The sequence below is a fragment of the Curtobacterium sp. 1544 genome, assembly GCF_040544915.1.
GTDB lineage: Bacteria > Actinomycetota > Actinomycetes > Actinomycetales > Microbacteriaceae > Curtobacterium > Curtobacterium pusillum_C.
Window position 1 is genome coordinate 35993 of record NZ_JBEPKX010000013.1, and the last position, 26919, is coordinate 62911.

A 26919-nucleotide genomic window follows, 5' to 3' on the forward strand; every position below is an offset into this window, starting at 1 on the left:
GCTCGTCAGCGGGCCGCGCGTTCACACGCGGTTGAGCGCGTGCACCGCCTCGTCGTAGGACTCTTCGGCCAGACGGACTCGGTCGCCCGCGAGGACGCCGTACCCGAACGTCCCCTCGCCACCGCGCTCGGCGATGCCCGAGTGCACCCGGAGCACGTCGAGCGCGTGCAGTGAGCGCACCCGCTCGGTGAGCACGTCCGCAGCGTCGCCGATGCGCTTCCACAGTGCGTGCGGGAAGGCGTCGTCACCGAGGACGTCCATGGCCATCCGCGCCCGGGTCGCTGCCTGCCAGGCCAGCTCGGTCGCTTCGCGCGCGGTCGCTTCACGGTCGAGCACCGCGGACGAATCGTCGTCGTCCCCGACCGAGTCCTGGACGAGCTCGCGCACACGCGGCTTCTCGACCGCTGAGACGTCCTGTGCGACCTTCTTCGGCGACCGCAGGGCCCACGCGGTCGGCGCGGGCCGCTCGACGGCGTCGTCGAGCACGTCGAGGAGTTCGAGGAACGGTTCGCCGTGGAGGAACGCGACGACGTCCCGCACCGCCACGGCACGGCGCTCCCGGGTCGCGGCGAGGATCCGCTCCCGGGTCATGGCGTCGACGAGGGCGTCCTGCGCCGGCGTCGAGGCGCGGGGCAGCCCGTCGACGAGGTACTCGGCCAACGCGGCACGTGCCGTGACGGCGGCGAGCCCCTCGGCGGCCTCCGCCGCGCGGTCCACGTCCTCCGTCGGCGGGAACGCGGGCCGGTAGGACCCGATCACCGCGGCGATCCCGAGGGCGGCGGCTGCCGTTTCGCGGAGGTCCGCCTGCCCACCGGACCGGAGCAGTGCCTCCTGGTCGAGCAACGTGGAACGCAGCTTCCGGAGTCGCTTCACGAGCGCGCGTGCCGCGGTGCCCTTGTCGGGCTTGTCGGCGGACTGGAGGCGCGGTGCCGGTGCGCCTGCCAGCCCACGTGCCAGCTTGGACGAGACGGCGGCGGGGCCGGCGCCGACAGCCGCGAAGCGACCGTCGAGCGCGGCGAAGAGTTCGTGGGCGACCTGCGGGTCGACGCCGCCGACGGTTTCCACCTCGACCTCGCGCCAGGTGCGCGGCGTCTCCGGGGCGTCGTCGTCGAGTCGCTGCGCGGCGACCTGGTCGTCGGCGAGTTCGGCGATCTGGTCGCCGTCCTCGTCGAGCAGCCGGGTGACCGTGCGGGTGGTGGTGATCCGGACGACCGGACGCAGGCCACGACCGCGACGCTCGGTGAAGAGTGCGGCGAGGACCTCGTCCGGCACGGTGTCGGCGTCGTCGGTGAGCGGGAAGTGCTGCTCGTGCCGGACCGTGTCGGACGCTGCGCGCTTGATGTGCCAGCCGGCGTCGGGGCCACCCGTCCGGCGACGCACCGTCACCCGGGCGGCGACGAGGTCGTACCGCTCGGTGTCCCAGTAGGTCGCGTCGAGTTCGAACGGTTCCTGGTGGTCGGTGCGGAGGATGCCGCCGACACCGATCAGGTCGGGGAGGGCGCCTCCCTCGGGCAGGTCGTAGGTGCGCTCGATCTCGAGGTGCGTGTCACTCACGCGCTCTTGTCTACCAGTGCTTCCCCGTGCGCCTCGACCGGTGCGGGTGCATCTGTGGAGAACCGGGCGGCGATCACCGCACCGGCCACGGCGACGAGGAACGGCACCGCGTCGACTGCCGTGGCCAGAGCCGCCTTGACGGAGTACGCGAGCTGCGTTCCGTACAGACCGTTCGACAACGGGAACACCACGACCGACGCCACGATCGGCAGGAGCAGCAGCGACCAGGTCCAGCGAGGACGCCGCAGCACGACGAGCCAGACGGCGAGCCACGCGCCGGCGATGATCCCCAGCGCGAGAGCCGGGTGCGTGGGCAGGTCGAGGAACCCGGTGACGATCGCCCACCAGAGCACGCTCACCGCGAGCACGACCAGGGCACCCATCGTCCGGCGACGGAGCGGTGACCCTGTCGCCAGCATGACGCTGAGACCGACGGCGAGTCCTGGCACGACGGTCAGGCAGAACGAGACCAGCAGGGCCGACTGGGTGCCGCCTGGGTAGCCGTTGTAGCGCTGCAGGAGGCCGAGACCGAGGCTCGCGCCCAGGAAGCTGACGACGGCGAGCGTCAGCAGGACCGGGATCGTCGGGATGGTGTGCGGCGTGGCACGGACGGTGAGCGGTGCTGCGGTCATGGATTCCCCCCATGTGGATCGGTGTCCGGCGCGTCGGTGGAAGAGCGCCGTGGTGAGTGCGCCGAACGCGAGTGCGGTCGGCGAGAGGTCGAGTTCCCGGGCATCCCGGACATCGGCGAGCCACTGCTCCCGACGGGTGTCGCGGTGGGCGGCGGGCGAGACGGCGACGGCCGCCCCGACGAGGAAGCGATCGAGCGCGGTCACGACGTCACCGTCCGACCGGTCGGGCGCGCCGGACGAGCTGCGCGTGCTGCGGCGTCGGTCGCCGCCTGCCGCGCGTCGAGCAGCGCCCGGGCGGCCTCGACTCCGTCGGCCGTGAACTCGTAGAGCCGTCGGCGCGGCCCCGAGCGCTCTGCGTCGTCGTCCCACGAGGACCGGATCCACCCCTGCCGCTCGAGCCGCTCGAGGATCGGGTAGACGGTGCCGGCCTGTCGTCCGGTGGCCTTGATGACGAGCAGTCCCCACACGGCGCCGTCGGTCGCGAGGAGTGCCTCGAGCACGTCGAGCGTGGGGGCGGTCACGCGCTGGATCGGTTCCATGCGCTCAACCTATCTATATCGAATAAGCAACGCAAGGCCTCCAGGTGAGCGAGTTACCCTGGGCCCATGAGCGAGACGATCACCCGCGACGCGTTCGTGCCGGAGGCCGGCGCCGTCACGATGTTCACCACCACCTGGTGCGGCTACTGCGCGCGCCTGAAGAACCAGATGACCAAAGCGGGCGTGCCCTACACCGAGGTCGACATCGAGCAGACCCCGGGCACGGCCGAGCTCGTCGCCGAGGTCAACGGCGGGAACCAGACCGTGCCGACGCTCGTGTTCCCGGACGGCAGCACGGCGACGAACCCGTCACTCGCCGAGGTCCAGTCGCGCATCTGACGCATCGCGCCCCCGAACGAACATCGCGCCCCGTGCAAACGGGGCGCGATGTCTGTAGCGGGGCGCGGACGTGCGCAGGCGAGCCGGCAGCAGCCGCAGGCTAGCCGGCAGCAGCCGCAGGCGAGCCCGGAAGCCCCTACCGGCCGCCGCGCTCCAGCGCCTCGGTCAGCAGCGCCGCCATCGCGTCGAGCTGGATGTCGCCCGAGTCGACGACTTCTTCGTCCGAGCCGTCCAGGGCCCGGGCCGCGAGGGACGCCTTCGAGTCGATGAGCTCCGCGATCTTCGTGTCGATCGTCTGCGCCGCGATGATGCGCCACGCGGTGACGGGCTCCTCCTGCCCGATGCGGTGCACGCGGTCGATCGCCTGGGTCTGCTCGGCCGACGTCCACGACAGCTCGGCGAGCACGACGTTGGACGACACCTGCAGGTTCAGACCGACGCCCGCCGCGGTGAGCGAGCAGACGATCACGGCGACGTCGGGGTCGTTGACGAACGAGTCGATCTCGGCGGTGCGCTGCGTCGGCGTCTGGTCGCCACGGACGGTGGCAGTGCGCAGGCCCCGACGTGCGAAGACCTCCTCCGCCTGGTCCATGACGTCGAGGTGCTTCGCGAAGAAGACGACCTTGCCGACGTTCGACGCGAGCTGCGCCGCGTAGTCCGCCGCGAGCTGGGCCTTGGCGCGGCCGATCCGCCGGACCATCGAGAACACGTTCTCCCCGGTCGGCGAGGCATCCTGGTCCTCGAGCTCCCACCGGGCGACCTGGCGGACGAGCTTGTGGTCGATGCCGACGACCGGGTCCTGGCCGGTGCGGGCGTCGAGCGCCTGGTGGTACCGCTTGACGAGCTTCGCGGTGAGCTCGCGCTCGGCGTCGCGGATGGAGCGACCGACCTCGTCGTCGAGTTCGACGGGGATGTCGGCGATCCGGCGGGCCGGGATGTCCGCGGCGACGTCGACCTTGCGGCGTCGGACGATGCCCTGGTCGATGACGGCCTTGCGCGCCTCGACGAAGAAGCCCGGGTCGGCCGGGGTGAGGCCGATCTCCTCGAGCTCGTTCATGAGCTTCGCGCGGGGCTTCTTGTCGTCGATCCAGCCGAGGTACTCCCAGATGGTGCGGAAGTCCTCGACCGAGTTGATCAGCGGGGTGCCCGTCAGCGCCATGAGCAGCGGGTGCGCCGTGCGCTGCCGGATCTTCTCGGCGAGCTGCAGCACGAACTTCGAGCGCTGCGAGTCCTTGTTCTTGATGAAGTGCGCCTCGTCGACGACCATGCCCTTGAACCCGAAGGCCCCGAGCCAGCCGGCGTGCCGGTCGAGGATCTCGTAGTTCACGATGACGATGTCCGCGAACCCGTCGAGGTCGTCGCCGTCACCGTGGATGACCGTCGACGTGCGGTTCGGGACCCAGCGCGATGCTTCGCGCGCCCAGTTCGTCTTGACGACGTTCGGCACGACGACGAGGAGCGGGAACGCGTTCGCGGCGTCGGCGGCGAGCAGCGACTGCGCGGTCTTGCCGAGGCCCGGCTCGTCGGCGAGCAGGAACGTGCGGTGTCCCTGCGCGGCCGCCGCGATGAGCTCCGCCTGGTGCTTCATGAGCGTGGTGCCGGACTTCGAGTGCAGCGTCGCGGGCTCCGGCAGCGGCATCGTCGCCGCTCCCCCGCCCGCGCCGTACTCGAACGACTTGAACAGCGGCCCGAACAGCTCCCAGTTCGCCAGACGCCTAGGGTGCGCCACGGGCTGGTCGGCGAGCGCGAAGTCCGGCGGGAGGAACGGGTTCGCGAGCTGGCGAGACACGACGGCCTGCGGGACGACCGCTCGCACGGGGCTCTCGACCGTCGGGGACGGCTCGGCCGCGATGACGAGTTCCTCGGGCTGCAGTTCCATGCCGCCCGCGATCATCATGTCGCGCTTGACCGTGCGGGTGGTCTCGCTGACCGACGCCTCCTCGGTGAGGAGCTGGATGACGCTCGTGTCGCGTGCCGCGGTCTTCGCCAGGATCGTCGCGACCCCGTCGAGCCGCTTGAGCTGCTCCGCGCGCTGCGCATCGGTGAGCTCCGTGTCGGCCTTGACCCGTGCGCGTTCCTCGCGCATGAGCAGGGCGACCGCCTGGAACTTCGAACGGTTCGACGCCTTGAGCGGTCCACGCTGCGCTGCCGCCTCGACCTCGCGCACGGCGCGGGCGAGGACGGGGATGACGCCGTCGTTGTCGAGCGGCCGAGTGCGGCGCGACGCGGTCCGCGTCCCGCCGGCTGCTCGCCGGGTGCCTGATCGAGCCAACGCTCCTCCTTGTTCCGCCCGTTCATCGCGGGCGAGCCGCCCGTGGGCGGAAGTCCTGTGCCGGGGCCTGACGCGGCGTTCCGTCGCGGCCACCGGGTGTGCGCCGGATGCGACGGTCCGCGCCGGGATCCAGCGCCGTCACACGCACGTGACGCCCCCTCGGGACGACCACGGATCCGGTTCCCACGTCGGTCAAGTGACCGACTGCTGCGTCCGGAATCGACGCGGCACGCGGGAACGCGGTGCGTGCGCGCCCAGTTTACTCCCCGACCACCGACGGAGGCGACTCGACGACACCCGCGCGAGTCGCGCCTCCAGTCCGTCTCCCCCACCACCTGGCGGACGGGAGGCACGGTGCGACCCCGCCACGCGCCTCCCGTCCGCATGGGTCACTTCCCCAGGTCGCACGATCTGTCGCCGCCGGGGCCGCCCTGCGGCCGTCCGCGCGACCTCGATGCCGCAGACGCGGCGTGTCTGGCGACCTCAGAGCGACGGTGCGGACCGCGGACGGACGAGCCCGTCCGACGGGACGACGGGGGCGGCCTCCGCGAGGGCGGCCTGCGTCGCGGCCAGCAGCTGCTCCGCGGTCTGGATCCCGTTCGCCGAGCCGGTCGTCGCCTGGCCACCGGCGTGCGCGAGTAGCTGCGCGCCGATCGCCGGGCCGATCCGGTCGGCCTGGTCGGGGTTCCGCGCGACCCAGTCGCGCGCGACCGCGTCGGCGAGGCGCTCGGCCGCCGCACCACGCTCCGCGTCGCCGCGCGAACGGTGCCACAGCCCGGTGACGACGAGGTGCGCGACCACGGCGCCGATGTCGCGGACCGGGAAGCCCCAGCCCGCCGTGTCGATGTCGAGCAGACCGGAGATGCGCCACGGCTCGTCCTCGTCGACGAACACCTGCTCGAGGTGCAGGTCGCCGTGCACCACCTGCTTCGTCGCCGTCGCCCAGCCGATCGACCGTCGGCCGATCGCGTCGTAGAGGCCGTCGATCTCCTCGGCGTCCTGCGGCAGCGCGGCGACCAGGGTCCGGCGGTGCCAGTCGGCGTGGTCCATCGCGTCCGCGCGTGCCTGCTGCGTCATCGGCACCGTCGCGATCCGACCGGTGAGCGCCGCGAGGGACGCCACGAAGCGCGGGTCGTCGGCGATGTCGAGGATGCGGCTGCCGGCGGGCACGCCCCGGATGCGCTCGAGCACCAGGAGGCCGTCGCCACGGCTGGACAGCACCCGCGGGACCGGGAGCCCCGCCGCGACGAACTGCTCGTGCGACTTCTCGATCGGGCCGACGCGGTGCGGCCGGACCACCTTGAGGAACACGGTCCCCTCGGCGGCGTCCACCCGGACCACGGCGCGCTTGCCCGGCCGGTACGCCGCGACGGTCAGGGTCGGGTCGGTCACGGGCATGCCGAGCGTGGTGAGGAGCTCGGCGACGGCGTCACGGTACGTCACCTGTGGCAGCACCGGCAGCCCGGGGTCGTTCGGGTAGGCCCACACCGAGACGGGCTCCCCCGAGGACGGATCCGTCACGATCGCACTGTTCTGGTCGTGGGTCCCGCCGGTGTCGACGTAGGTCAGGACGGTGGCACGCTGACCGTTGCGGTCGACCGTGTCCACCTCGTACCCGTAGAGGTAGCCGTTCCCCGACGGTTCGACGGAGTGGGCGCGTGCGGCCACCACGGAGGTCCCGGAGCCGGCGAAGGCCTGCGGGATGACGCGCTCATGGTTGGGCCACACGAGACCAGTCAACCGGACGGGGCGGGTTTCGTCGCGTTCGTGCACGGCTCGGCGCGCGGACCGTGGCTAGCGTGGTCGTCGTGAACCCGGTCGCGCGTCTCCGCAGCTCCAGTCGCACGCCGTTCCTGCAGGTCGTCAAGACCGCGGTCGCGGTGGTCGCCGCCGTGCTGCTCTGCCGGGTGCTCATCGACGGACCGTTCCCGACCTTCGCCGCGATCGCCGCACTGCTCGTCGTCCAGCCGAGCATCAACCAGTCGTTCGTCAAGGGGCTCGAACGCAGCGCCGGCGTCGTCCTCGGCGTCGTGCTCGCCACCGGGTTCCACCTGCTGCTCGGCGACACCGTGTGGGTCGTGCTGCTCGTCATCGTGCTCGCGATCCTCATCGCGTGGGCACTCCGGCTCACCCCGACCTCGGCGACCCAGGTCGGCATCAGCGGGATGCTCGTCCTCACGGCGGGCGTGGTGACGCCGAACTACTCGGCGGACCGGATCCTCGAAACCGTCCTCGGCGCCATCGTCGCCCTCATCGTGAACGCCGTCATCGTGCCGCCGGTGCTGCTCGGCCCCGCGCACCTCGCCGTCGCCCGGCTCGCCCGGGACACCGCGGCCGCGTTCGAACGGGTCGCGATCGGCCTCACCGAGGGGTGGGACCACGACCGCTGGCACGAGGCCCTGCTGCAGGCTCGGGCACTCCGGCAGCAGCACGCCCGCGCCGAGGCCTCGCTCACCGCGGCCCGGGAGTCCCTCACGATGAACCCGCGCGGCGGCCGGCACCGCACCATCCTCGACGAGGACATCGTCGTCACCGAGCACCTGCGCGTCCTCGTCACGCGGGTCACCGGCATGACGCGGGCGATCCAGGACAACACCGCGCCGGACCTCCGGGCGGACCCGGTGGTGGGGAGCATCGCGACCGAGGTCGCTCGGATCGCGGCCGACGTCCGGGCGCTCAGTGCGCGGGTCGCGGCGTCGGAGGTCCCGGTGGCCCCGTCGGTCGGGTCGTCGGTCGGGTCATCGGTCTCGTCGCCGGTCGCGTCCGCTGCGGAGCCCGCGCTCACCGCGCCGCTCGAGGTCATCCGGCCGAACTCGCGGCACTGGGTGCTCATCGGGGCGCTCCTGGAGGACATCCGACGCGTCCGCGAGGAGCTGCTCGGCGAGGACGACTAGCGCGCGGTCCTCCCATGACTCCCGCCGCAGGAAGCCGATCCGCGCGTACCCGGCCGACGTCACGCTCCGCGCGATTCGGACTGGAGGCGCGGCCCACGTGAGCAGACCGGCTGACGTGGGTCGCGCCTCCAGTCCGACTGCCCGCGTTCAGTGAGCAGAAATGGTCGAGTCCGCGCGACGAACTCGACGTCTTCTGCTCACTCGATGCGCGGCGGGCGCGCGCGGCGGGCGCGCGGCCGCCCGCGGGCACGCTCAGCGTGCGGCGCTCGCGGCCTCAGCCGCGGAGTGCACGATGTCGTCCCAGATCGTCGCCGTCGGCACGGCGGTGTCGGTCGAGACGACCTCGGCCGCCGCGAACCGGTTGATCTCCGCGACCGCGGCATCGGTCCCCGCCGCACGCGCGGCTCGACTGGCGACGTCGGGGACCGCGGCGCGCAGTTCTGCGACGACGCGGTCACGGCTGACGTCCTCCATGTCACCGAGCACGCCCATGCCCTTCCAGGCAGCGTCGAGCTCGGCACGCAGACGGACGAGGGCCGGGTGGTCCGGCGAGTCGTTCATGGTGCCCCCTGTGGACGCAGCGTCGGGTACGCGCCGTCCGGAGCGCGAGCCTAGCAAGGAGGCAAGAAGTCCTCACGTCCCACGAACGAGGGACAGACCGTTCTGCCCGTTCACTGTGACGAGATTCAGCGAGTTCGGTGACGGAACGCCCCCGGTCGGCCGGTTCGATGCCACGATGGGTCCGAGGAGGTCGCTATGCGCCTGTTGGTGGTCGAGGACGATGACGAGATGCGCGCGCTCATGGAGCGTGGGCTCGCGGCAGAGGGGTACCGCGTCACGGCGGTCGAGAACGGCGTCGAAGCGCTCATCGCGCTCGGCGAGCAGGCGTTCGAGCTCGCCGTCGTCGACGTGATGATGCCCGGCATGTCCGGCTTCGAGCTCGCCCGGCGCATCCGCGAGCGCGAGGACCCCGTGCGGATCCTGCTCGTGACCGCGCGCGACGCCGTCGACGACCGGGTGTTCGGCCTCGACGCCGGTGCCGACGACTACCTCACGAAGCCCTTCGCGTTCGCCGAGCTCACCGCTCGCCTGCGCGCCCTCGGCCGTCGCGAGTCCGCCGGCGCCCCGCGCACCATCGAGGTCGGCGACGTCGGCATCGACTCCGAGGCCCGCCGCATCACCATCAAGGGCCAGCGGGTCGCCGTGAGCCCCACCGAGTTCGCCCTGCTCCGGCTGCTCGCACGCTCGGTCGGCACCGTGGTCGACCGTCCGAAGATCCTCGAGGAGGTCTGGGACGGCTCGCAGCACGTCGACCCGAACGTCGTCGAGCAGTACATCTCGTACCTCCGGAAGAAGCTGACCTCGCACGAGGCCACGGTCGCGATCTCCACCGTGCGCGGCCGCGGCTACCGGCTCGACCTGCTCGGGGCGTGACCGGGCCCCTGCCCACCTCCGGATCGGACACCCCGAGGCGCGGTCTGATCCGTCCGCTGCGGATGCTGTCGCTCCGTTCGCGCATCACCATCGGCTCGACCGCGATCGCCGCGGTCGTCATCGTGCTGCTCGTGCTCGTCATGCGGTTCCAGGTGGTCAGCGTCGTCGCGAGTGCCACGCGCACCCTGCTCGACGCGGACGCCGACCCGTACGTCGCGACGCTCGAGGTCGACAGCGACCCGGACCTGTCCCCGCCCGGCAACGCGCAGCTCGTCGCGGTGGTGTCGCCGTCGGGCGACATCGCGCTGTCCACCATGCCGCCGCGCGTCGAACGCGCGCTCGGCAGCCTGACGTCGACGAAGGCCGGCACCTCGCTCATCCGGGTGTCCGGATCGGAGTACCGCGTCGTCGTCGAGCACCCGGTGAACCAGGCCGGACGCTGGACCGTCGTCGCGGCCCGGAACTCCCAGGCCGAGGCGATCGTCGTCGACGACCTCACGTCGACGCTCTCGCTGACGGGCCTGGCCATCCTCGTCGCGTTCGGAATCGCGTCCTGGGCGCTCGCCACCGCGGCCCTGCGCCCGGTGAACCGCATGCGCCGCGAAGCAGAACGCCTCTCCGTCGCCCCGGAGCGCGCGGAACTGCCGGTCGGCCCGGCCCAGGACGAACTGGCGTCCCTCGCCACGACGCTCAACGCCTTCCTCGCGCGCACCCGCCAGGCGACCGAGCGCGAGCGCCAGATGGTCTCGGATGCCAGCCACGAGCTCCGCACGCCCCTGGCGATCCTGACGACCCAGCTCGACCTCGCCTCGCTCGACGGCGATGACGCCGCAGCGCTCGCCGCCCACATCGAACGGGCGAAGCTCAGCGTCGCGCGGCTGTCCCGCCTGGCGAACGACCTGCTCGCGCTCTCCCGGATCGAGGAGTCGGAACGCCGTGACCAGGACGGCCAGCAGCAGACGCTCACCGGGTGGTCCGACCTCGGCGACGAGGTCATGTCCGCCGTCGACCGCGTCCGGCTGATCGCCTCGGCGAAGGACATCACGGTCGACTTCGACCTCGAGTCCCCCGTCGCCGTCGGCGGTTCCGGGCCGGGCATCGGCGGTGGCACGGTCGAACCGCGGTACCGACTCGACACCGGTGGGATGGCGCAGCTCGTCACGAACATCGCCGGCAACGCCGTGTCGGCGCTCCCCCGCGGGGGCGGCATCTTCGTGTCGTGGCGGAGCACCGGGGACGAGGGCGTCCTGCAGATCACCGATGACGGCCCCGGCGTCCCGGAGTCGTTCATCCCCGTCGCGTTCGACCGGTTCACCCGCCCCGACGAGGCCCGGAAGTCGCGCCCGAACCCCGACCCGGCCACCGGCGGCATCCCGTTGCCCGGCGGTTCCGGACTCGGGCTCGCGATCGTCCGAGCGGTCGCGGAGCGGGCCGGAGGCACGGCATCCCTCCGCAACGTCCGGTCCGGTGGACTCGAGGTCACGGTCCGCATCCCCGCGGTCTCCTGACGCCATGCGGTCACTGGAAGTCCCGCGACCGCGTGCGGACGGACAGGGACAGGTGCTCGATCCGGTCCGCCACCAGGTTCACGACCCCGTCGGGTGAGCGTTCGAGGATCCCCCGGATGACGACCGCCGGTGCCTCGCGCGCCACCCGCCGGTACCGCCCCCACACCCCGACGCTGCAGATCACGTTCACCAACCCGGTCTCGTCCTCGACGTTCATGAACGTGATGCCCGAGGCGGTCGCCGGTCGCTGCCGGTGCGTCACGATCCCACCGACCTCCACCCGCCGCCCCGTCTCCGCCGTCGCGGTGTCCTGCACGCTGAGCACCCCGCGGGCGACCAGCCCGTCACGGACGTGCCGCACGGGATGGTCGTCGGTCGTCATCCCCGTGGACCACATGTCCGCGATGAGGACGTCGCCGCTCGTCATCTGCCCGAACAGCGGTGGCTGCACCGTCACCTGGGTGTCCGGCAGCTGGTCCGGGCGCTCGGCAGCGGCCTGGGCGGCGGACCACATGCCCCCGCGGCGGTCCACCCCGAGTGCGGCGAAGGCATCGGCGGCGGCGAGCGCCTCGAGCTGGGCCGTGGTCAGGCCGACCCGACGTGCCAGGTCGGACATGTCGGTGAACGGCCCGTGGGCATCGCGTTCGGCCACGATCTTCTCGGCGCTCTTCCGTCCGAGCGAGGAGACCTCGGCCAGACCGAGCCGGACCGCGAAGGCGCCGTCGCGGCGGTGCCGTGCCGTGTCGTCGGGCGAGGTCTTGTCGAACGGCAGCACCGGGGGCTGTTCCTCGGCCAGGCAGGCGTCAGCGCCGGTGGGTGCACTCGCACGCTCGCCCTCGGGCAGCGGCTCGAGCGTGGCGTCCACTGCGGACTGCAGGATGTCGGGCCGCAGTACCCGCACCCCGTGCCGGCGGGCGTCCGCGACGAGCGTCTGCGGCGAGTAGAACCCCATCGGCTGGGCCCGGAGCAGCGCCGCCAGGAACGCTCCCGGGTAGTGCAACCGCATCCACGCGCTCGCGTAGACGATGAGCGCGAAGCTGATCGAGTGGCTCTCCGCGAAGCCGAAGTTCGCGAACGCCTGGATCTTCGCGTAGATGGCGTCGGCGTCCTCGCCGTGGATGTCGTTCGCCGCCATCCCCGCGTAGAGCTTCTCGCGCAGCCGGTCGATCTTCTCGTGCCCGCGCTTCGATCCCATCGCCCGCCGGAGCAGGTCGGCGTCGTCCCCCGAGCAGCCGCCCACGGCGATCGCCATCTGCATGAGCTGCTCCTGGAACAGCGGCACCCCGAGGGTCCGCTCGAGCACGGGTTCGAGTGACGGGTGGATGTAGGTGATCGGCTCCTCGCCGGTGCGGCGGCGGATGTACGGGTGCACCGCGCCGCCCTGGATGGGTCCGGGACGCACCAGTGCGACCTCGATCACGAGGTCGTAGAACCGCCGGGGCAGCAGACGGGGCAGCGTGCCCATCTGTGCGCGGGACTCCACCTGGAACACCCCGATCGTGTCCGCACGGCAGAGCTGGTCGTAGACGCCCTGTTCCTCCTTCGGGATCGAGTGCATGTCCCAGCGTTCCCCGCAGTGCTCGTCGGCGAGGTCGAACGAGTACTGCAGCGCCGCGAGCATGCCGAGTCCGAGCATGTCGAACTTCACGAGCCCCATGTACGCGCAGTCGTCCTTGTCCCACTGCAGCACCGTGCGGCCGTCCATCCGGGCGTGCTCGATCGGCACGACCTCGCCCACGGGCCGGGCGGTGAGCACCATGCCGCCGGAGTGGATGCCGAGGTGTCGCGGGAACCCGAGCACCTGCTGCGCCATGTCCACCACGGTGTCGGGGATGTCGTGGTCCTGGCTCTCGGTCACCGATCCCCAGCGCTCGACCTGCTTCGACCAGGCGTCCTGCTGCCCCGGGCTGTGTCCGAGCGCCTTCGCCATGTCCCGCACGGCGCCCTTGGGCCGGTAGGTGATGACGTTCGCGACCTGGGCGGCGTTGAACCGGCCGTACTTCTCGTACACGTACTGGATGACCTCCTCGCGCCGGTCGGAGTCGAAGTCGACGTCGATGTCGGGTTCCTCGTCGCGCATCGCCGACAGGAACCGCTCGAACGGCAACCCGTACCGGATCGAGTCCACCGCGGTGATCTCGAGCAGGTAGCAGACCGCCGAGTTCGCCGCCGAGCCCCGCCCCTGGCAGAGGATCCCGCGGTCCCGGGCGTACTGCACCATGTCCCGCACGATGAGGAAGTAGCCGGGGAAGTCCTTGTCCTCGATCACCGAGAGCTCGCGTTCGATGCGCTCCCGTTTCTGCGGGTCCACCCCGTCGGCGCTGCCCGGGTAGAACCGACGGGCACCGCGCCACGTGAGCTCCCGCAGCCAGGACATCGTGGTGTGCCCCTCGGGGACGTCGATGTCCGGCAGCCCGGGCGTGACCGTCTTCAGCCGGAACCCGAGCTCGTCGGCGAGCTCCACGCTGTGCTCGACGGCCCCCGGGTACCGCGCGAACCGTCTGGCCATCTCGGCACCGGAGCGCAGGTACGCCGTGGGGGCGGCCGGCAACCAGCCGTCGATCTCGTCGAGGCTGCGCCGCGCCCGGACCGCGGCGAGCGCCGTCGCCACGGGGAACCGGTCGGGGGTGGCGTAGTGCACGTTCCCGGTGGCGACGGTCGGCAGGTCGTGCTTCGTGGCGAGCGCGGCGAGGGCATCGTTCCGGGCGGTGTCCATCGGGTCGCCGTGGTCGATGAGCTCGACGACGACACCGGCTGTCCCGAACCGGTCGAGCAGTGCGCGCAGAGCGGCTTCGGCCGCGGTCTCGCCGCCGCGCTCGAGCGCCTGCCGGACAGCGCCCTTCCGGCAGCCGGTGAGGACCCGCCAGTGGCCGTCGGACCGGGCTGCGAGGTCGTCGAGGTCGTACCGTGGGCGCCCCTTCTCGGCCCCGGCGGCGAGGTGGGCGCTCGTCACGGCGCCGGCGAGCCGGTGGTAGCCGTCCTGGCCGTCGGCGAGCAGCAGCAGGTGCGTGCCCTCGGGGTCGGGCACGCCGTTCTGCGGTTCGGTCAGCCCGAGGGACAGCTCGGTGCCGTACACGGTCGCCACGGTCGGGTAGGCCTCGGCGACCTCGGCCATCCGGGCGGCACCGTAGAAGCCGTCGTGGTCGGTGAGGGCGAGGCCGTGCAGGCGCAGCCGTGCTGCCTCTTCGAAGAGGTGCTCCGGTCCGCTCGCGCCGTCGAGGAAGCTGAAGGTGGAGTGCGCGTGCAGCTCGGCGTACGGCACGACGGGCACGTTGCCCGCGTCCTGCTGGCCACCCGGCGCCTCGTACCGCGAGCGCTTCCGCGACCACGCCGGACTGTCGCCGCCGTCACCGTCGTGCGTGTTGCCGGGACTCCGCTTGTCGGACAGGGCACGTTCGAACTGCGACCACGGGATCGGCGGGTTGCTGTACCCCATCAGTGCTCCCCACTCGCGCGCGTCACGTCGCCACCGCCTCGGCCCACCACCGGTGGTCGGCGAGCACCAGGTACCACGCACGCCCCTCGGCGTCGACGAGCTGCAGCCGGTGCAGGCGTCGCCCGCCGGACTCCCACCAGCGGACGACGAGCGGCCAGGGCCCGGCCCACGCCGTCACGGGGTCGAACCGACCACCGCGCTCCCCCTCGGCCCGGAAGCGCTCGGGGGTCCCGGTCAGGACACCGCGGTCGTCGACGTCGACGGCGCCGCCGTCGGCAGCCACCACGTCGACCGGTCGGGGTCGGTCGAGCACGGTCGCCGGCGGCGGTCCGGGCAGCTTGCCGGGCCACGGACGGTCCCGCACGGTCGCCAGGGCGCGCTCACCGCCGACGGGGGCGTCACCCCACGGCACGAGCACGACACGCTCCGCCAGGGTGCGTCCGCCGCCGATGCGCGGTGTGACGACCCCGTCGTGCCCGACGAGCCCCTGCACGCGGGCGAGCCCGTGGTGGACCCGTTCGTCCGGGCCGGTCCCCCAGAGGCCGCGCTCGTGGTTCGCCGTGTCGTCCACGGCGACGGGTTCCAGGACCACCGAGACGACGGGCGCTTCGAGCCCGGTCGGGTCGACCCCGCCGGCGAGCTGCCAGCGGACCCGGTCGACCACGTCGGCCGCGTCGAACCACCGCGGGTGCACCCAGGTGCGCTCGAGCAGGATGTCCCGCTCGTCGAGGATGCCGACCCGGATCGTCGTGGCCACGAGGCCGGCGGCCTGCAGCCGGGCGGCGAAGTCGTCGGCCGACCGCCGGAACGCGAACGCGATCTGGTCGGCGCGGTCGAGCGGGGGTTCGAAGGCGGCCTCGACCCGGAGCTCCGGCGGGACGTCACGCGCCGCGACCGCACGGGGGTCGCGGCCACCGGCGAGCCGGTGCAGGAACGCCCCGGCCACGCCGAACCGGTCGCGCACCTGTTCGTCGCCGAGCGCGGCGAACTCCCCGAGGGTCGTGATGCCGAGCCGCCCGAGCAGCATCGCGAGGTCGGCGTCACCGAGTACCCCGAGCTGCAGCCCGGCCAGGAACGGTGCCGAGCCGTCCACGGGCACGATCCGGACGCGCTCCCCGGGGCGCACGGGTCGGGCGCGTGCGGCCTGTTCGGCGGCGAACGGGGTGTCGGCGATCCCGGCCCGGACCCCGGGAGCGCCGTGGTCCGCCGCGATGCCCGCGAGGGTCGCAGCCGCGGCACGCTCACCGCCGTAGTAGCGAGCCGGCCCCCGGGAGCGTAGCGCGAGGGTGCCGGGGCGCACGACCTCGACCCCGGGGACGGCTGCCTCGACCGCACGGATCACCGGTTCGAACGCCCGGTGGTCGAGGGCGTCGTCGTAGGGCTGCACGACGAGCTCCGGGCACCGCGCCTGCGCTTCTCGCACGCGGAGGCCCCGCACGACCCCCTGCTGCCGGGCACTGGCGGAGCTGGCGTACACCTGCCCCTTCACCACGAGCGCGAACGGGTGGTCCGGCGGCGACCCGGCGGCACGGGCGGCGGCGATGACCGGCCAGTCCGGGCACCACAGCACGATCGTCCGGGTCGGGGGCGGCTCGGGCAGGGCTCCCCCGCGGGCGAGCGCGTCGGCACGGATCGACCGCGCGTCGGGCACCGCACCGCCACGACGGGGGCTCACGACGCCACCGCCACGGGACGGAGCACACGCCCGGTGTCCGACCCGGCACCCACGCCAGCGGCGGGGACGACGGCCCGCACCGTACCGTCCGCCGCGGGCAGCAGGAGCTCGGCGTCGACCGGCCGCACCGCCCCCGCACGCCCGGACGCCGACACCGTGGCCCGCCGCTCGGTCAGGAAGCCGTGGCCGTCCCCGATGCCGCTCCACTCGGACCGCGTCACCCGCAGCGTGACGTCCGCCCCCGGCCAGGACCCGAGCGCCACCAGCGCCCCGCCACGCTGCCGCAGGCGCGCCGACAGCCGGGAGACGTCACCCGGCACGACCCGGCCGAGCGGACGGGTGAGGACGATCTGCGCCACGTCCGCCAGGGCCGCGGTCACGGTGAGCCACTGGTCGCCCGGGTCCGGGACGAGCACGAGCCGTTCGAGGTCGATCCCCGCGGCGGCGGCTGCCTCGACCCCGAAGGACGGGACGCCCACCACCGCGCACCAGGCACCGGCGGCCGAGGCGGCCTGCAGCATCGTCATCGCGAGGAGCACCGACTCGTGCACCGCGTAGGCGCCCCCGACCCGGATCGACCCGCCCGGCAGCAGAGGCGCGAGTGCCTCGGCGGTCGGCAGCCCCTCGGTGTCGACGCGCGTGGACTCCATCTCGGCGACCCGCGAGCGCAACGACGTGATGCGCTCGAGCGCCGCCCGGGCATCCCCGAGGTGGTCGACGCGACGCACCGGACGGGCAGGACCGGACCGCCCGGTCGACTCCTGTGGAGCCCCGGACGACCGGAGTGCCGCCGCCGTCTGCATGCCCTCATATTCGAACATGTGTTCGATGATGTCAACGAGGACCGACATCCTGTGGACAACCAGCCCGAACACACGTTCGACACGCCGACGACACCCCAACGCGCGACCGCGAACCCCTACCAGCGCGCGACGGCCCCCACCCCGGACAGCACCGACCGGGTCTTCGTCTCGACCTCGTCCGCCTCGTCCGCCGCCACCGACGACCACGTCACCGCGCCGCCGGCCCCGAACGTCCGCGACCGCACCGAGCCCGCGTCGTCGACCACCGTCACCAGTGTGCGGATCGCCACCGACAGATCGACCGCGCCGCTGGCGGAGAAGTACCCGATCACGCCCGAGTACACGCCTCGGGGAGCCCCTTCGAGCCGGTCAGCGATCGCCATCGCGCTGATCTTCGGCGCGCCGGTCATCGATCCCGGCGGGAACGCCGCGCGCACCACCGCCGCCCGCGAGGCGCCGTCCGGCAGCACCGCACCGATCGTCGACACCATCTGGTGCACGCTCGCGTAGGTCTCGACGTCGCAGAGCCGATCGACGTGCACCGACCCCGGCACCGCCGTCCGGAGCAGGTCGTTCCGCAGCAGGTCGACGATCATCACGTTCTCCGCGCGGTCCTTCACGCTCGCCGCGAGTTCCGCACGCACCGCCGCGTCCTCCCCCGGGTCCGCGCGCCGCCGCCGCGTCCCCTTGATCGGCTCCGCGGACACCTCCCCGGTGGCCTCGATCCGCAAGAACCGCTCCGGCGACCGGCTCGCCACGCGGAGCGGGCCGAGCCGCAGGTACGCACCGAACGGGACGGGGTCGGCCGCGCGTAGTCGCAGGTACTCGGACAGGTGCGGGTCCGTACCGGGGCCGCGCCGCGCCTCCAGGCCGTCCGCCGGAGCCAGCCCGAAGGCGGTCGTGAGGCACACCTGGAACGCGTTGCCGTCGCGGATCTCCGCGCGGCACGCGTCCACCGCCGTCTCGTAGACGGCCCGCGTGACGCGTCCGGTCGCCGCTCCACCGGCCGGGAGGCGCGGGGGCACGTCGTCGACGTCGGCCGACGTCCGCCCACTGGTCACCGTCTCGAGCCACGCGCGGTTCGCCGCGCTGGCCGCCGGTTCCGTGTCGGCCACCAGGGCGAGCGCCCAGGCGGCGCCGCCTGCGTCGACGACGACCGCGCGGTCCGTGAACCGCAGGTCGGCGTCCGCGTGTCCGCCCGCCGTGCGGTCGACGCCGCCGGACTCGCGCCCGAGCTCGTAGCCGAGGAACCCGACCCAACCGAGCGCGAAGCCGCACCCGGCGATCGGTTCCGGCAGCGCCGGCGTGCGCCCGAGCAGGTCGTCGAGGACCGCGAACGCCGGGGTGTCGTCGTGTCGGGACGGGCCGAACCACCGGTGCGACGACGGGGACACCGTGACGTCGGCACGGCGTCCCTCGTGCCGGAACCGGGCGGCGAAGGGGCCGTCCGTCAGTGCGAGGACCGACCAGCGTGCTCGGGCGTGCGCCGACTCCGGGGCGTCCGACGGCAGCGAGGAGTCGAGCCAGACGACGTCGCCGTGCGCCGCCGCCGACAGGACCCCGAGATCCGGGACGGTCGGGAGGGCACGGACCTCGATGCGGACGGCAGGGTCCGCCGTCAGACCGCGGCGATCGTCCACGACGCGGCGTGCGAGGCACCCGGCTCGAGCACGACGAGTCCGGAGTCGACACCGGCGTTGAACGCGTCCGGCGCGCAGGTCATCGGCTCGACCGCGAGACCCGCACGGTGGTACTCGGGGACGGCGTGGTCGGCGGTGTGGACCTGCACCCACGGGCACTCCGGTCCGAACGACGCTCGGACACCGTGCCCGTCGGCCGCGGTGAGGAGGATCGTGGCGGTGCCGTCGGCGTCGCGGTCGAACCCCGTGTACGCGTGGTCGATGAACCGGTCGCCGATCAGCGTCGCACTCCGCAGGTCGAACTCGTCGTGCACCGGCGCGAGCCCGGTCGGGATGAGCCGGTCCTCGGTGACCTCGAGCACCTCGGCGGCCGGGAGCGTGAGGGTCCAGTCGTCGACACGTCCCTCGCCGCCGACGAGGTACGGGTGCGGGCCGGTCCCCCACGGCGCGGCGTCGGGCCCGGTGTTCGTGCCGGTGATCGTCGTGTGCAGCCCTTCGGCGTCGAGGCGGTACTCGACGAGGACCTCGACGCGGAACGGGTACCCGGACTGCGCGGGGATCGTCGTGGCGAGGACGGCGCGGTCGGCTTCGTGCGCGACGGTCCGGAAGTCGGTCCAGGCGACCAGGCCGTGCAGGGCGTGCCCGCGCTTCGGCTCGGTGAGCGCGAGCTCGTGCAGGCCGTCGCCGTCGCCGTCGCCGGTTCCGGTCCCGGTCCCGGTCCCACCGAACCGGTACGTGCCGTCGACCACCCGGTTCGGCCACGGGGCGAGGACGGCGCCGCGGAAGGCCGGACGGACCTCGTCGGCGTCGAACGGCACCACGAGGTCGCGCCCCTCGTACCGGAGCGCCCGCAGCGTCGCCCCCACCGAGGCGAGCTCGGCCGTGTAGCCGCCTGCGGCGATCGTCAGGGCGGAACCGGAGAGGGGGGCGTCGCTGCTCATGCGCTCAGCGTATCGGGACGGCGACGCGACGTCGTCGATGCGTCACGGCAACGGAAACCCCCGCCGTTCCGGAGAACGACGGGGGTGATGGTGGATCTGAGGGGACTCGAACCCCTGACCCCCTGCATGCCATGCAGGTGCGCTACCAGCTGCGCCACAGACCCAATAGTGTTGCTTTCGTACCGACCGGTTCCCCGGAGGCACCATAGAAGCGTACACCATGCGAACGCCGGGTGACGAAATCGTCGCCGCCACCCGGGCGCGTCGCGATCAGGCGGTGTGGTCCACCGGGAGCTCGAGCGGGATGGTCGGGCAGTCCGACCAGAGGCGCTCGAGCGAGTAGTACTGGCGGTCTTCTTCGTGGAAGACGTGCACGACGATGTCACCGAAGTCGATGAGGACCCAGCGACCCTCGCTCCGGCCTTCACGGCGGAGCGGCTTGGCCCCGGCTTCGAGGAGGCGCTCTTCGATCTCGTCCGCGATGGCGAGCACGTTGCGCTCGTTCCGACCGGTCGCGAGCAGGAACACGTCAGTGAGCTGCAGCGGCCCGGTCACGTCGAGGGCGACGAGGTCTTCGGCCTGCTTGGCGTCGGCCGCGAGGGCGGCTGTCTGCACGAGTTCCAGTGCGCGTGAGGAGGCGGTCACGGATTCCTTCCGGTCGTCGACCCGGGAGTGTCCGGATCGCTTGATGGGACCCGATCATAAGCCACCCACCGGCACCCGGCCAGGCCGTGCGTGGTGGGGAGGGCTCAGAACGGGTGGGTGATGAGGAGCGCGGCGACGATGACCGCGGCCGCGGCGACACCGACCGCACCAGCCGTCACGCCGAGGATGACCGGCATGCGCGACTCCTTCGGCTTGGCGGCGGCGAGGACGACCTGACGCGTCGAGGTGTGGCTCGACACCGCTCGGCTGGCACGGACCGGGCTGGCGTCCGTGTCGGGCTGCTCGTCGTGCTGCTCGAGCAGGCGGTCCACCTCGGCGCCGTCGATCGGCCGGTGCGACCCGGTCGAGGACAGCGACGCCGGCAGGTCGATCGAACCCGTGAGGATGACCTCGCCCGTGGCGTTGAGAGCCCCGGTCGGGTCGGCGAGGGCCGAGTTCGGCAGGACGATCGCGTTCGTGTTCGTCACGGCGACGCGTCGGGTGCCGGTCTCCTCGTCGTGGATCTCGGCGTCGTTGGAGTCGTGCGCCTGCTGCGACCAGTGGCCCACCGGCGGCTCGAACGCCGTCGTGAGGGGCTTCGGCTCGGACGGGCGCTGGAACGATGCGGGCACACGGGGTGCGGCGTCCGCAGCGTCGTCGTCGCTCCCGGCGGAGCGCGGCGCGGACGTCGGCGCTGCCTGGACGGGGACCTCGTTCGTGTCGTCGTCGTCGAGCGACAGCGGGAACACCGCCGGCGTGGACGACTCGACGGCGGGGACACCGGTCGGTGTCGGCATCGCGGTCGCAGCGGCATCGGCGTCACCCTCGGGCGCGTCGTGCGGCGCCCAGGTCGAGCGGTGCCGACGCGGCTCCTCGCTGTTGGCGACGGCGGTCTCGAGAGGCTCGATGGCGTCCGGCGAACCGTCGGCCTCGGTCGCCTGGGCGACCGCTGCCTGGTCCAGCACGACGGTCTCGGGTGCCGGCTCGGTGTCGGCAGCGTCGGCCACGGCGTCGGGCTGGCCCGAGGCTGCGCGGGGAGTCTCCTGCAGGGAGTCGACCGAGCCGAGCACGTCCTGCACGGTGCGGTCGGAGGACTGCGGCGTCGGGTTCTGCAGCGGAACGGGCTGGACCGCTCCGCCGTCGGCCTCACGCATGAGGCGGATCTGCCGACGGGTCAGCCCACCGGAACCGGGGACGATCTCGGTCGCGGACGCCGGGGGCATCGCCGGAACCCCGGCCGGTGCCGAGGACGCCGAGGTCGGCGCTGCGGAGGCCGAGGTCGGCGCTGCAGCGGACGACGGTCCGGCAGCGGAGGCAGGCGCAGCGGACGTGGGCGCCGCCGACTGAGCTGGCGCGCCCGGTGCGGGCGCGACGTGCGATCCGGGACGGTGGCGGGTCTCCGGCTGTTCAGCCGGGGCCGCGACGGTCGGCGGCGGCGTCACGGGCTGTGCGCCGGCCGCGGCGGCACGCTCACGCTCGCGCGCCTGGCGCCGCGACAGTGGCGGCTGCGCGTCGGACGAACTCATGCAACGCTCCGATACAGATGGTGCTTGGAGATGTACTGGACGACACCGTCGGGGACCAAGTACCACACGGGGAAACCGCGTCTCACCCGGTCGCGGCAATCGGTCGACGATATGGCCAGCGCGGGAACTTCGAGCAAGCTTACGTCCCGTTCGGGCAATCCGGTGATGCTCAAGGCGTGTCCCGGACGCGTCACGGCGACGAAGTGCGCGAGGTCCCAGAGACCATCATGGTCTTTCCAGTCGACAATCTGCTGGACGGCGTCTGCGCCGGAGATGAATACGAGCTGCGCATCCGGCCGCTGGTCGTGCAGATCACGGAGCGTGTCGACGGTGTAGGTCGGCCCTGGCCGGTCGATGTCGACGCGGCTCACGGTGAACATCGGGTTCGACGCGGTCGCGATGACCGTCATGAGGTACCGGTGCTCGGCGTCGGTCACGCCCGACTTCATGTACGGCTGACCGGTGGGGACGAAGACCACCTCGTCGAGGTCGAAGGCACGAGCGACCTCCGACGCCGCCACGAGGTGACCGTGGTGGATCGGGTCGAAGGTGCCACCCATCACACCGATGCGAGGGCGGCCCGTGCTCTCGAGCATGGAGTGGCGCGTCAGATCTTGGTGTGGCCGAACTCGTCGACACCCGTCTCGTGGTGGCGGGTGGCCTCGAACTTCTGCGAGTGACGGTAGGCCACGTCACGGAAGCTCCAGGTCACGAACCCGAGGAACGCGAAGAAGAGCGCACCGACGAGCGGGAAGACGTACGCGGGGACGCCCGAGGCGTGCTCAGCGACTTCTGCGAGGAAGGTCATGTGTCCGATGCTCCGTTCGGTCGGGGGAAGTCGCCGTTCAGTCTAGCCGCGGATCTGGCCCTGCCCGCGCACGATCCACTTGGTGCTCGTGAGCTCGGGCAGTCCCATCGGCCCACGGGCGTGCAACTTCTGGGTGGAGATCCCGACCTCGGCGCCGAACCCGAACTCGCCGCCGTCGGTGAACCGCGTCGCCGCGTTCGCCATCACGACCGCGGAGTCGACCTCTGCGATGAAGCGCTCGGCCGTGTCGACGTCGTTCGTCACGATCGACTCGGTGTGGTGCGTCGACCACCGGGCGATGTGCGCCATCGCCGCGTCCACGTCCGGCACGACGCGGATCGAGAGATCGAGGTCCATCGACTCCGTCGCCCAGTCGGCGTCCGTCGCGCGGAGCACCCCGGGGACGATCACACGGGTGGCGTCGTCACCGCGCAGGGTCACCCCGGCGGCGCGGAGTCGGTCGGCGAGGGCCGGCAGGAGCCGCTCGGCCGCACGCTCGTGCACCAGGAGCGTCTCGAGGGCGTTGCACACGCTCGGCCGCTGGACCTTGCTGTTGAGCACGATGTCGACGGCGCGCTGGAGCGGCGCCGACTCGTCGAGGAACACGTGCACGACCCCGGCGCCGGTCTCGATCACGGGCACCTGGGACTCGGTGACGACCGTCTGGATCAGGGAGGCACTCCCGCGCGGGATGAGGACGTCGACCAGCCCGCGAGCCCGCATCAGATCGGTCGCCCCGGCGCGGCCGAACTCGTCGATGGTCTGCACGAGTTCCCGCGGCAGGCCCACCGAGGCCACGGCGTCCTGGAGGCGTGCGACCAGCACGGCGTTCGTCCGCTGCGCAGCCGATCCCCCGCGCAGGACCACGGCGTTGCCGCTCTTCAACGCGAGGCTGGCGATGTCGACCGTGACGTTCGGCCGCGCCTCGTAGATCGCGCCGACGACCCCGAACGGCACCCGGACCTGGGTGAGCTGCAGGCCGTTCGCCAGACGTGATCCGCGGACGTGCTCCCCCACCGGGTCGGTCAGTCCGACGACGTGCTCGACCGCGGCCGCGAGTGCCTCGATCCGAGCGGGGTCGAGCCGCAGCCGGTCGAGGAGCCCCCCGGACAGGCCGCCTTCTTCCCCGGCCACGAGGTCGCCGTGGTTCGCGGCGACGATCTCGTCAGTGGCCGCGCGCACCCCGGCCGCGATCGCGAGGAGCGCTGCGTCCTTCACCGCGGTGGTCGCCGTGGCGAGGGCCGACGACGCGTCGCGGGCGGCGACGAGCTTGTCGGTCAGGGTCGGTGCGGGTGCGGTCAGCGACATGGCTCGATTCTAGGCGCGGGCCCTCGCCGCATGACGGCGGTCAGGTCCGCCTGTGGACGCGGCCTGGAGGCGCACCTCCTGTGGAGGGATCGGCCGCCTGTCCTCGAGTCGGCAGCGCCCCGGAACAGGCGGGCACGTCCGCCGTCGAGCGGTCACGACGTGCCGCTCACGCCCGCCGAGCGGGCGAGAACGGTCACCGATCCGCGCCGAGCGGGACGTGTTCCACCCGCTCGCCGAGCGGGACGGGTTCCACCGCCCGCCGAGCGGGACGTGTTTCGCCCGCTCGCCGACCGCACCAAGGCGCCGCCCCCACCAGGGCGGCGACCGCACCAAGGCACCGACCGCGCCAGGGCGCGCCGAGCGCCGGGGCCGAGCCGCGCCTCCAGTCCGGAGACGCGACGAAGTCGCGCAACACGCCGCCTGCCGATCGCCGAGGTCGCACGACACGCCGCGAGCTGTCGCGTGTGGCGACAGATCGAGCGACCTCGCGGCTCCGCGCCGACCGCGCGCCGACCAGCGCGCCCAGCCGGACGGACCCGCTCAGGTGCGGGGCGCCGCCTCGAACCAGGTGCCCACCTGCTCGCCCGCGAGCGCCCGCTCGACGAGCGCCGTCGCCGTCACGAGCACCGACGTCCCCGCCTCGGCGGCCAGGCGGGCGGCAGCGACCTTCGTCCCCGCGCCCCCGGTCCCGACGCCCGCGGCACCGATCGAACCGAACGTGACACCGGCGAGCTCGTCCCCGAACGGCACGCGCGTGATCGGCGCCGCACCGGGCTGCTCCGGCGGCCGCGTGTACAGCGACTCGACGTCGGAGAGCAGCACGAGCGCATCGGCCCCGAGCAGGCGTGCCACGAGGGCCGCGAGCCGGTCGTTGTCGCCGAAGCGGATCTCGTGGGTCGCGACGGTGTCGTTCTCGTTCACGATCGGCAGCACCCGCAGTGCGAGCAGCCGGTCGACCGCCCGCTGCGCGTTCACCCGGTGCGTCGGGTTCTGCAGGTCCCCCGCGGTGAGGAGGATCTGCGCCGCGACCACACCGTGCCGGTCGAGTTCCTTCTGGTACCGGAACATCAGGACGTTCTGCCCGGTCGCCGCAGCCGCCTGCTGGGTGGCCAGGTCGTCGGGGCGCCCCTCCAGGCCGAGGAACGGGAACCCCGTGGCGATGGCGCCGGACGACACGAGCACGACCTCGGTCCCCCGGGCGTGCGCGGCCGCGAGGGCGTCCACCAGCGGAGCGATCTGCGCGGTGTTGTCACCGCTGACCGACGACGACCCGACCTTGACCACGATCCGCCTGGCACGCGGGATGTCCTCGCGCCGGCGAACGGGTCCGAGGTCGGTGCGTGCGGTCGTGTCGGTCATGCTGCGGTCAGTCCCTGTCGTCCTGGTCGGATGCGGCAGGGGACAGCTCCCCGTCCTCCGCCCACAGTCCGGCGATGCGCTCCTGCTCGAGCTCGGCACGCGCGGCCGCCTTGGCGTCCATGCGCTCGAAGTACTCCTCGCGACGCTCGTTGCGGGTCGGACGCGAGGTCGCCCCGATGCGGGCGTCGGTACCGCGGGCACTCGTGATGAGTTCGGCGGTCGAGGTGAGGGTGGGCTCCCAGTCGAAGACCGTGCCGCCGTCCCCACCGATGACGACGGTGGACCCGGCGACCGCGCCGGCCTTGAACAGGCCGCCCTCGACGCCGAGCTTCGCCAGGCGATCGGCGAGGTACCCGATCGCCTCTTCGTTGGTGAAGTCGGTCTGCTGGACCCAGCGCTCCGGCTTCGCGCCGCGGATGCGGTAGAAGCGGTGCTCCTCGCCGCCCTCGGCGCGGATCGTGAACGGCTTGTCGTCGACGGCCTTGGGACGGAGGACGATCCGCTCCGGCGCCGGCTCGGCGGCCTTGGTCGCACGCGCGGCGGAGACAACGTCGGCCAGCGCGAACGTCAGTTCCCGCAGGCCCTTGCGGGACGCGGTGGAGATCGGGAAGACGCGGTAGCCGCGGCCCTCGAGCTCGGCAGTGACGAACTCCGCCAGCTCGGCCGCCTCGGGCACGTCGACCTTGTTGAGCGCGATCATCTGCGGACGCTCGAGCAGCGGCACCTGGCCCTCCGGGACCGGGTAGCGCTCGAGCTCGCCGAGGATGACGTCGAGGTCGGTGATCGGGTCGCGGCCCGGGTCGAGCGTGGCGCAGTCGATGACGTGCAGCAGGGCTTCGCAGCGCTCGACGTGGCGGAGGAACTCGAGGCCGAGGCCCTTGCCCTCCGACGCGCCCTCGATCAGGCCGGGGACGTCCGCGACGGTGAAGCGGGTGGACCCGGACTCGACGACGCCGAGGTTCGGCGTGAGGGTCGTGAACGGGTAGTCGGCGATCTTCGGCTTCGCGGCGGAGATCGCGGCGATGAGCGAGGACTTGCCTGCGCTGGGGAACCCGACGAGTGCGACGTCGGCGATCGTCTTCAGCTCGAGGCTGACGTCGCCCGACCAGCCCTCGGTCCCGAGGAGCGCGAACCCGGGGGCCTTGCGCTTCGTGGTCGAGAGCGCGGCGTTGCCGAGACCGCCCTGACCACCGGGGGCGATCACGACGCGCATGCCCGGTTCGGTCATGTCGGCGATCACCTCGCCGTTCTCGTCGTGCACCACGGTGCCGATCGGCAGGGGCAGCTCGAGCGTCTCGCCGCTGATGCCGCTCCGCATGTCGCCCATGCCGGGCTGGCCGTTCTTCGAGGAACGGTGCGGCGAGCGGTGGTACCCGAGCAGGGTCGTCACCTGCGGGTCGGCGACGAGGACGATGTCGCCACCGTCACCGCCGTTGCCGCCGTCCGGGCCGGCGAGGGGCTTGAACTTCTCACGGCGGACCGACACGCAGCCGTTGCCGCCGTTCCCCGCGGTGAGGTGCAGGGTCACGCGGTCGACGAAGGTCGCCATGGGTCCACTCCTAGGTGTTGCACGAGCTGTTGCAGAAAAGAGAACGGGAGGGGCGGG

General features: G+C 72.7%; 22 protein-coding genes and 1 tRNA gene. 4 read left to right on the top strand and 19 right to left on the bottom strand.

What is annotated here, in order from left to right:
- Window positions 1–21: 21 nt before the first annotated feature.
- From ABIC61_RS09685 to ABIC61_RS09695, 3 genes are read right to left on the bottom strand one after another with little or no spacing between them, the layout of a single operon-like run.
- Entirely contained in the window at window positions 22–1554 is a 1533-nt protein-coding gene (locus ABIC61_RS09685) for a CYTH domain-containing protein (RefSeq protein ID WP_354029732.1), read from the bottom strand.
- Window positions 1551–2390: a hypothetical protein gene (locus ABIC61_RS09690; protein ID WP_354029733.1), complete on the bottom strand. Its 840-nt coding sequence runs from the start codon at window positions 2388–2390 to the stop codon at window positions 1551–1553. Before ABIC61_RS09690 ends, ABIC61_RS09685 begins: the two co-directional genes overlap by 4 nt.
- On the bottom strand, window positions 2387–2725 hold the full coding sequence (locus tag ABIC61_RS09695; RefSeq protein WP_354029734.1) for a helix-turn-helix transcriptional regulator: 339 nt from the start codon (window positions 2723–2725) through the stop codon (window positions 2387–2389). The genes ABIC61_RS09690 and ABIC61_RS09695 overlap by 4 nt, the downstream gene beginning before the upstream one ends.
- Window positions 2726–2791: 66 nt before the next feature.
- Here ABIC61_RS09695 and ABIC61_RS09700 point away from each other — a divergent pair, with 66 nt between their 5' ends.
- The gene (locus tag ABIC61_RS09700; RefSeq protein ID WP_092093989.1) at window positions 2792–3064 is read left to right on the top strand and encodes a mycoredoxin; all 273 of its coding nucleotides are present in this window, start codon (window positions 2792–2794) and stop codon (window positions 3062–3064) included.
- 136 nt (window positions 3065–3200) lie between these two features.
- Here ABIC61_RS09700 and ABIC61_RS09705 read toward each other — a convergent pair whose 3' ends face one another.
- Together ABIC61_RS09705 and ABIC61_RS09710 are read right to left on the bottom strand one after the other, a co-directional pair.
- Entirely contained in the window at window positions 3201–5336 is a 2136-nt protein-coding gene (locus ABIC61_RS09705) for a DEAD/DEAH box helicase (protein ID WP_354029735.1), read from the bottom strand.
- A 483-nt stretch (window positions 5337–5819) separates the two neighbouring features.
- A complete protein-coding gene (locus ABIC61_RS09710) occupies window positions 5820–7064 on the bottom strand; it encodes a phosphotransferase enzyme family protein (protein ID WP_354029736.1) in 1245 nt (414 codons plus the stop codon).
- A gap of 80 nt (window positions 7065–7144) precedes the next feature.
- Between ABIC61_RS09710 and ABIC61_RS09715 the strand changes: the two genes are divergently transcribed.
- A complete protein-coding gene (locus tag ABIC61_RS09715) occupies window positions 7145–8230 on the top strand; it encodes an FUSC family protein (RefSeq protein WP_354029737.1) in 1086 nt (361 codons plus the stop codon).
- A gap of 252 nt (window positions 8231–8482) precedes the next feature.
- Here the strand turns inward: ABIC61_RS09715 and ABIC61_RS09720 are convergent, their stop codons facing one another.
- Window positions 8483–8791, bottom strand: a complete 309-nt coding sequence (locus tag ABIC61_RS09720; protein WP_354029738.1) for a hypothetical protein — start codon at window positions 8789–8791, stop codon at window positions 8483–8485.
- A 195-nt stretch (window positions 8792–8986) separates the two neighbouring features.
- On the opposite strand from ABIC61_RS09720, the gene ABIC61_RS09725 reads away from it, so the two are divergent.
- Both ABIC61_RS09725 and ABIC61_RS09730 read left to right on the top strand, forming a co-directional pair.
- Window positions 8987–9664, top strand: coding sequence for a response regulator transcription factor (locus ABIC61_RS09725; RefSeq protein WP_079238605.1), 678 nt, complete (start codon window positions 8987–8989; stop codon window positions 9662–9664).
- The gene (locus ABIC61_RS09730; protein WP_354029739.1) at window positions 9661–11172 is read left to right on the top strand and encodes a sensor histidine kinase; all 1512 of its coding nucleotides are present in this window, start codon (window positions 9661–9663) and stop codon (window positions 11170–11172) included. Before ABIC61_RS09725 ends, ABIC61_RS09730 begins: the two co-directional genes overlap by 4 nt.
- 10 nt (window positions 11173–11182) lie before the next feature.
- Here ABIC61_RS09730 and ABIC61_RS09735 read toward each other — a convergent pair whose 3' ends face one another.
- The 13 genes from ABIC61_RS09735 to obgE form a co-directional block, all read right to left on the bottom strand.
- Window positions 11183–14608 (bottom strand): error-prone DNA polymerase, encoded by a 3426-nt coding sequence (locus ABIC61_RS09735; protein WP_354029740.1) that lies wholly within the window; start codon window positions 14606–14608, stop codon window positions 11183–11185.
- Between the two features lie 22 nt (window positions 14609–14630).
- Entirely contained in the window at window positions 14631–16283 is a 1653-nt protein-coding gene (locus ABIC61_RS09740; RefSeq protein ID WP_354029741.1) for a DNA polymerase Y family protein, read from the bottom strand.
- Complete coding sequence (gene imuA' / locus ABIC61_RS09745; protein WP_354029742.1) at window positions 16280–17104, bottom strand: DnaE2-dependent mutagenesis accessory factor ImuA'; 825 nt, start codon at window positions 17102–17104, stop codon at window positions 16280–16282. Before imuA' ends, ABIC61_RS09740 begins: the two co-directional genes overlap by 4 nt.
- A 98-nt stretch (window positions 17105–17202) precedes the next feature.
- A complete protein-coding gene (locus ABIC61_RS09750; protein WP_354029743.1) occupies window positions 17203–18726 on the bottom strand; it encodes an anthranilate synthase component I family protein in 1524 nt (507 codons plus the stop codon).
- A complete protein-coding gene (locus tag ABIC61_RS09755) occupies window positions 18705–19667 on the bottom strand; it encodes an aldose 1-epimerase family protein (protein ID WP_354029744.1) in 963 nt (320 codons plus the stop codon). Before ABIC61_RS09755 ends, ABIC61_RS09750 begins: the two co-directional genes overlap by 22 nt.
- 88 nt (window positions 19668–19755) lie before the next feature.
- Window positions 19756–19831 (bottom strand) — tRNA-Ala (locus ABIC61_RS09760).
- A gap of 106 nt (window positions 19832–19937) precedes the next feature.
- Complete coding sequence (gene rsfS / locus ABIC61_RS09765) at window positions 19938–20312, bottom strand: ribosome silencing factor (RefSeq protein ID WP_079238601.1); 375 nt, start codon at window positions 20310–20312, stop codon at window positions 19938–19940.
- A 104-nt stretch (window positions 20313–20416) separates the two neighbouring features.
- Window positions 20417–21838: a hypothetical protein gene (locus tag ABIC61_RS09770; RefSeq protein ID WP_354029745.1), complete on the bottom strand. Its 1422-nt coding sequence runs from the start codon at window positions 21836–21838 to the stop codon at window positions 20417–20419.
- Window positions 21835–22434 carry a nicotinate-nucleotide adenylyltransferase gene (gene nadD / locus ABIC61_RS09775; RefSeq protein WP_079238599.1) on the bottom strand — a complete coding sequence of 200 codons (600 nt, stop codon included), beginning with the start codon at window positions 22432–22434 and terminating at the stop codon, window positions 21835–21837. Before nadD ends, ABIC61_RS09770 begins: the two co-directional genes overlap by 4 nt.
- Window positions 22435–22445: 11 nt before the next feature.
- Complete coding sequence (locus ABIC61_RS09780; protein ID WP_354029746.1) at window positions 22446–22646, bottom strand: hypothetical protein; 201 nt, start codon at window positions 22644–22646, stop codon at window positions 22446–22448.
- A 42-nt stretch (window positions 22647–22688) separates the two neighbouring features.
- Window positions 22689–23954 carry a glutamate-5-semialdehyde dehydrogenase gene (locus ABIC61_RS09785; RefSeq protein ID WP_354029747.1) on the bottom strand — a complete coding sequence of 422 codons (1266 nt, stop codon included), beginning with the start codon at window positions 23952–23954 and terminating at the stop codon, window positions 22689–22691.
- A 540-nt stretch (window positions 23955–24494) separates the two neighbouring features.
- Window positions 24495–25313 (bottom strand): glutamate 5-kinase, encoded by an 819-nt coding sequence (proB, locus tag ABIC61_RS09790; RefSeq protein WP_354029748.1) that lies wholly within the window; start codon window positions 25311–25313, stop codon window positions 24495–24497.
- A 7-nt stretch (window positions 25314–25320) separates the two neighbouring features.
- Entirely contained in the window at window positions 25321–26862 is a 1542-nt protein-coding gene (obgE, locus tag ABIC61_RS09795; protein ID WP_354029749.1) for a GTPase ObgE, read from the bottom strand.
- Window positions 26863–26919: the final 57 nt, after the last annotated feature.

Coding starts and splice junctions, on each gene's coding strand:
- ABIC61_RS09695 (WP_354029734.1), bottom strand. CDS start 2,725: ATGGAACCGATCCAGCGCGTGACCGCCCCCACGCTCGACGTGCTCGAG.
- ABIC61_RS09700 (WP_092093989.1), top strand. CDS start 2,792: ATGAGCGAGACGATCACCCGCGACGCGTTCGTGCCGGAGGCCGGCGCC.
- ABIC61_RS09720 (WP_354029738.1), bottom strand. CDS start 8,791: ATGAACGACTCGCCGGACCACCCGGCCCTCGTCCGTCTGCGTGCCGAG.
- ABIC61_RS09725 (WP_079238605.1), top strand. CDS start 8,987: ATGCGCCTGTTGGTGGTCGAGGACGATGACGAGATGCGCGCGCTCATG.
- ABIC61_RS09735 (WP_354029740.1), bottom strand. CDS start 14,608: ATGGGGTACAGCAACCCGCCGATCCCGTGGTCGCAGTTCGAACGTGCC.
- imuA' (WP_354029742.1), bottom strand. CDS start 17,104: ATGTTCGAATATGAGGGCATGCAGACGGCGGCGGCACTCCGGTCGTCC.
- ABIC61_RS09755 (WP_354029744.1), bottom strand. CDS start 19,667: ATGAGCAGCGACGCCCCCCTCTCCGGTTCCGCCCTGACGATCGCCGCA.
- ABIC61_RS09770 (WP_354029745.1), bottom strand. CDS start 21,838: ATGAGTTCGTCCGACGCGCAGCCGCCACTGTCGCGGCGCCAGGCGCGC.
- nadD (WP_079238599.1), bottom strand. CDS start 22,434: ATGCTCGAGAGCACGGGCCGCCCTCGCATCGGTGTGATGGGTGGCACC.
- ABIC61_RS09780 (WP_354029746.1), bottom strand. CDS start 22,646: ATGACCTTCCTCGCAGAAGTCGCTGAGCACGCCTCGGGCGTCCCCGCG.
- ABIC61_RS09785 (WP_354029747.1), bottom strand. CDS start 23,954: ATGTCGCTGACCGCACCCGCACCGACCCTGACCGACAAGCTCGTCGCC.
- proB (WP_354029748.1), bottom strand. CDS start 25,313: ATGACCGACACGACCGCACGCACCGACCTCGGACCCGTTCGCCGGCGC.
- obgE (WP_354029749.1), bottom strand. CDS start 26,862: ATGGCGACCTTCGTCGACCGCGTGACCCTGCACCTCACCGCGGGGAAC.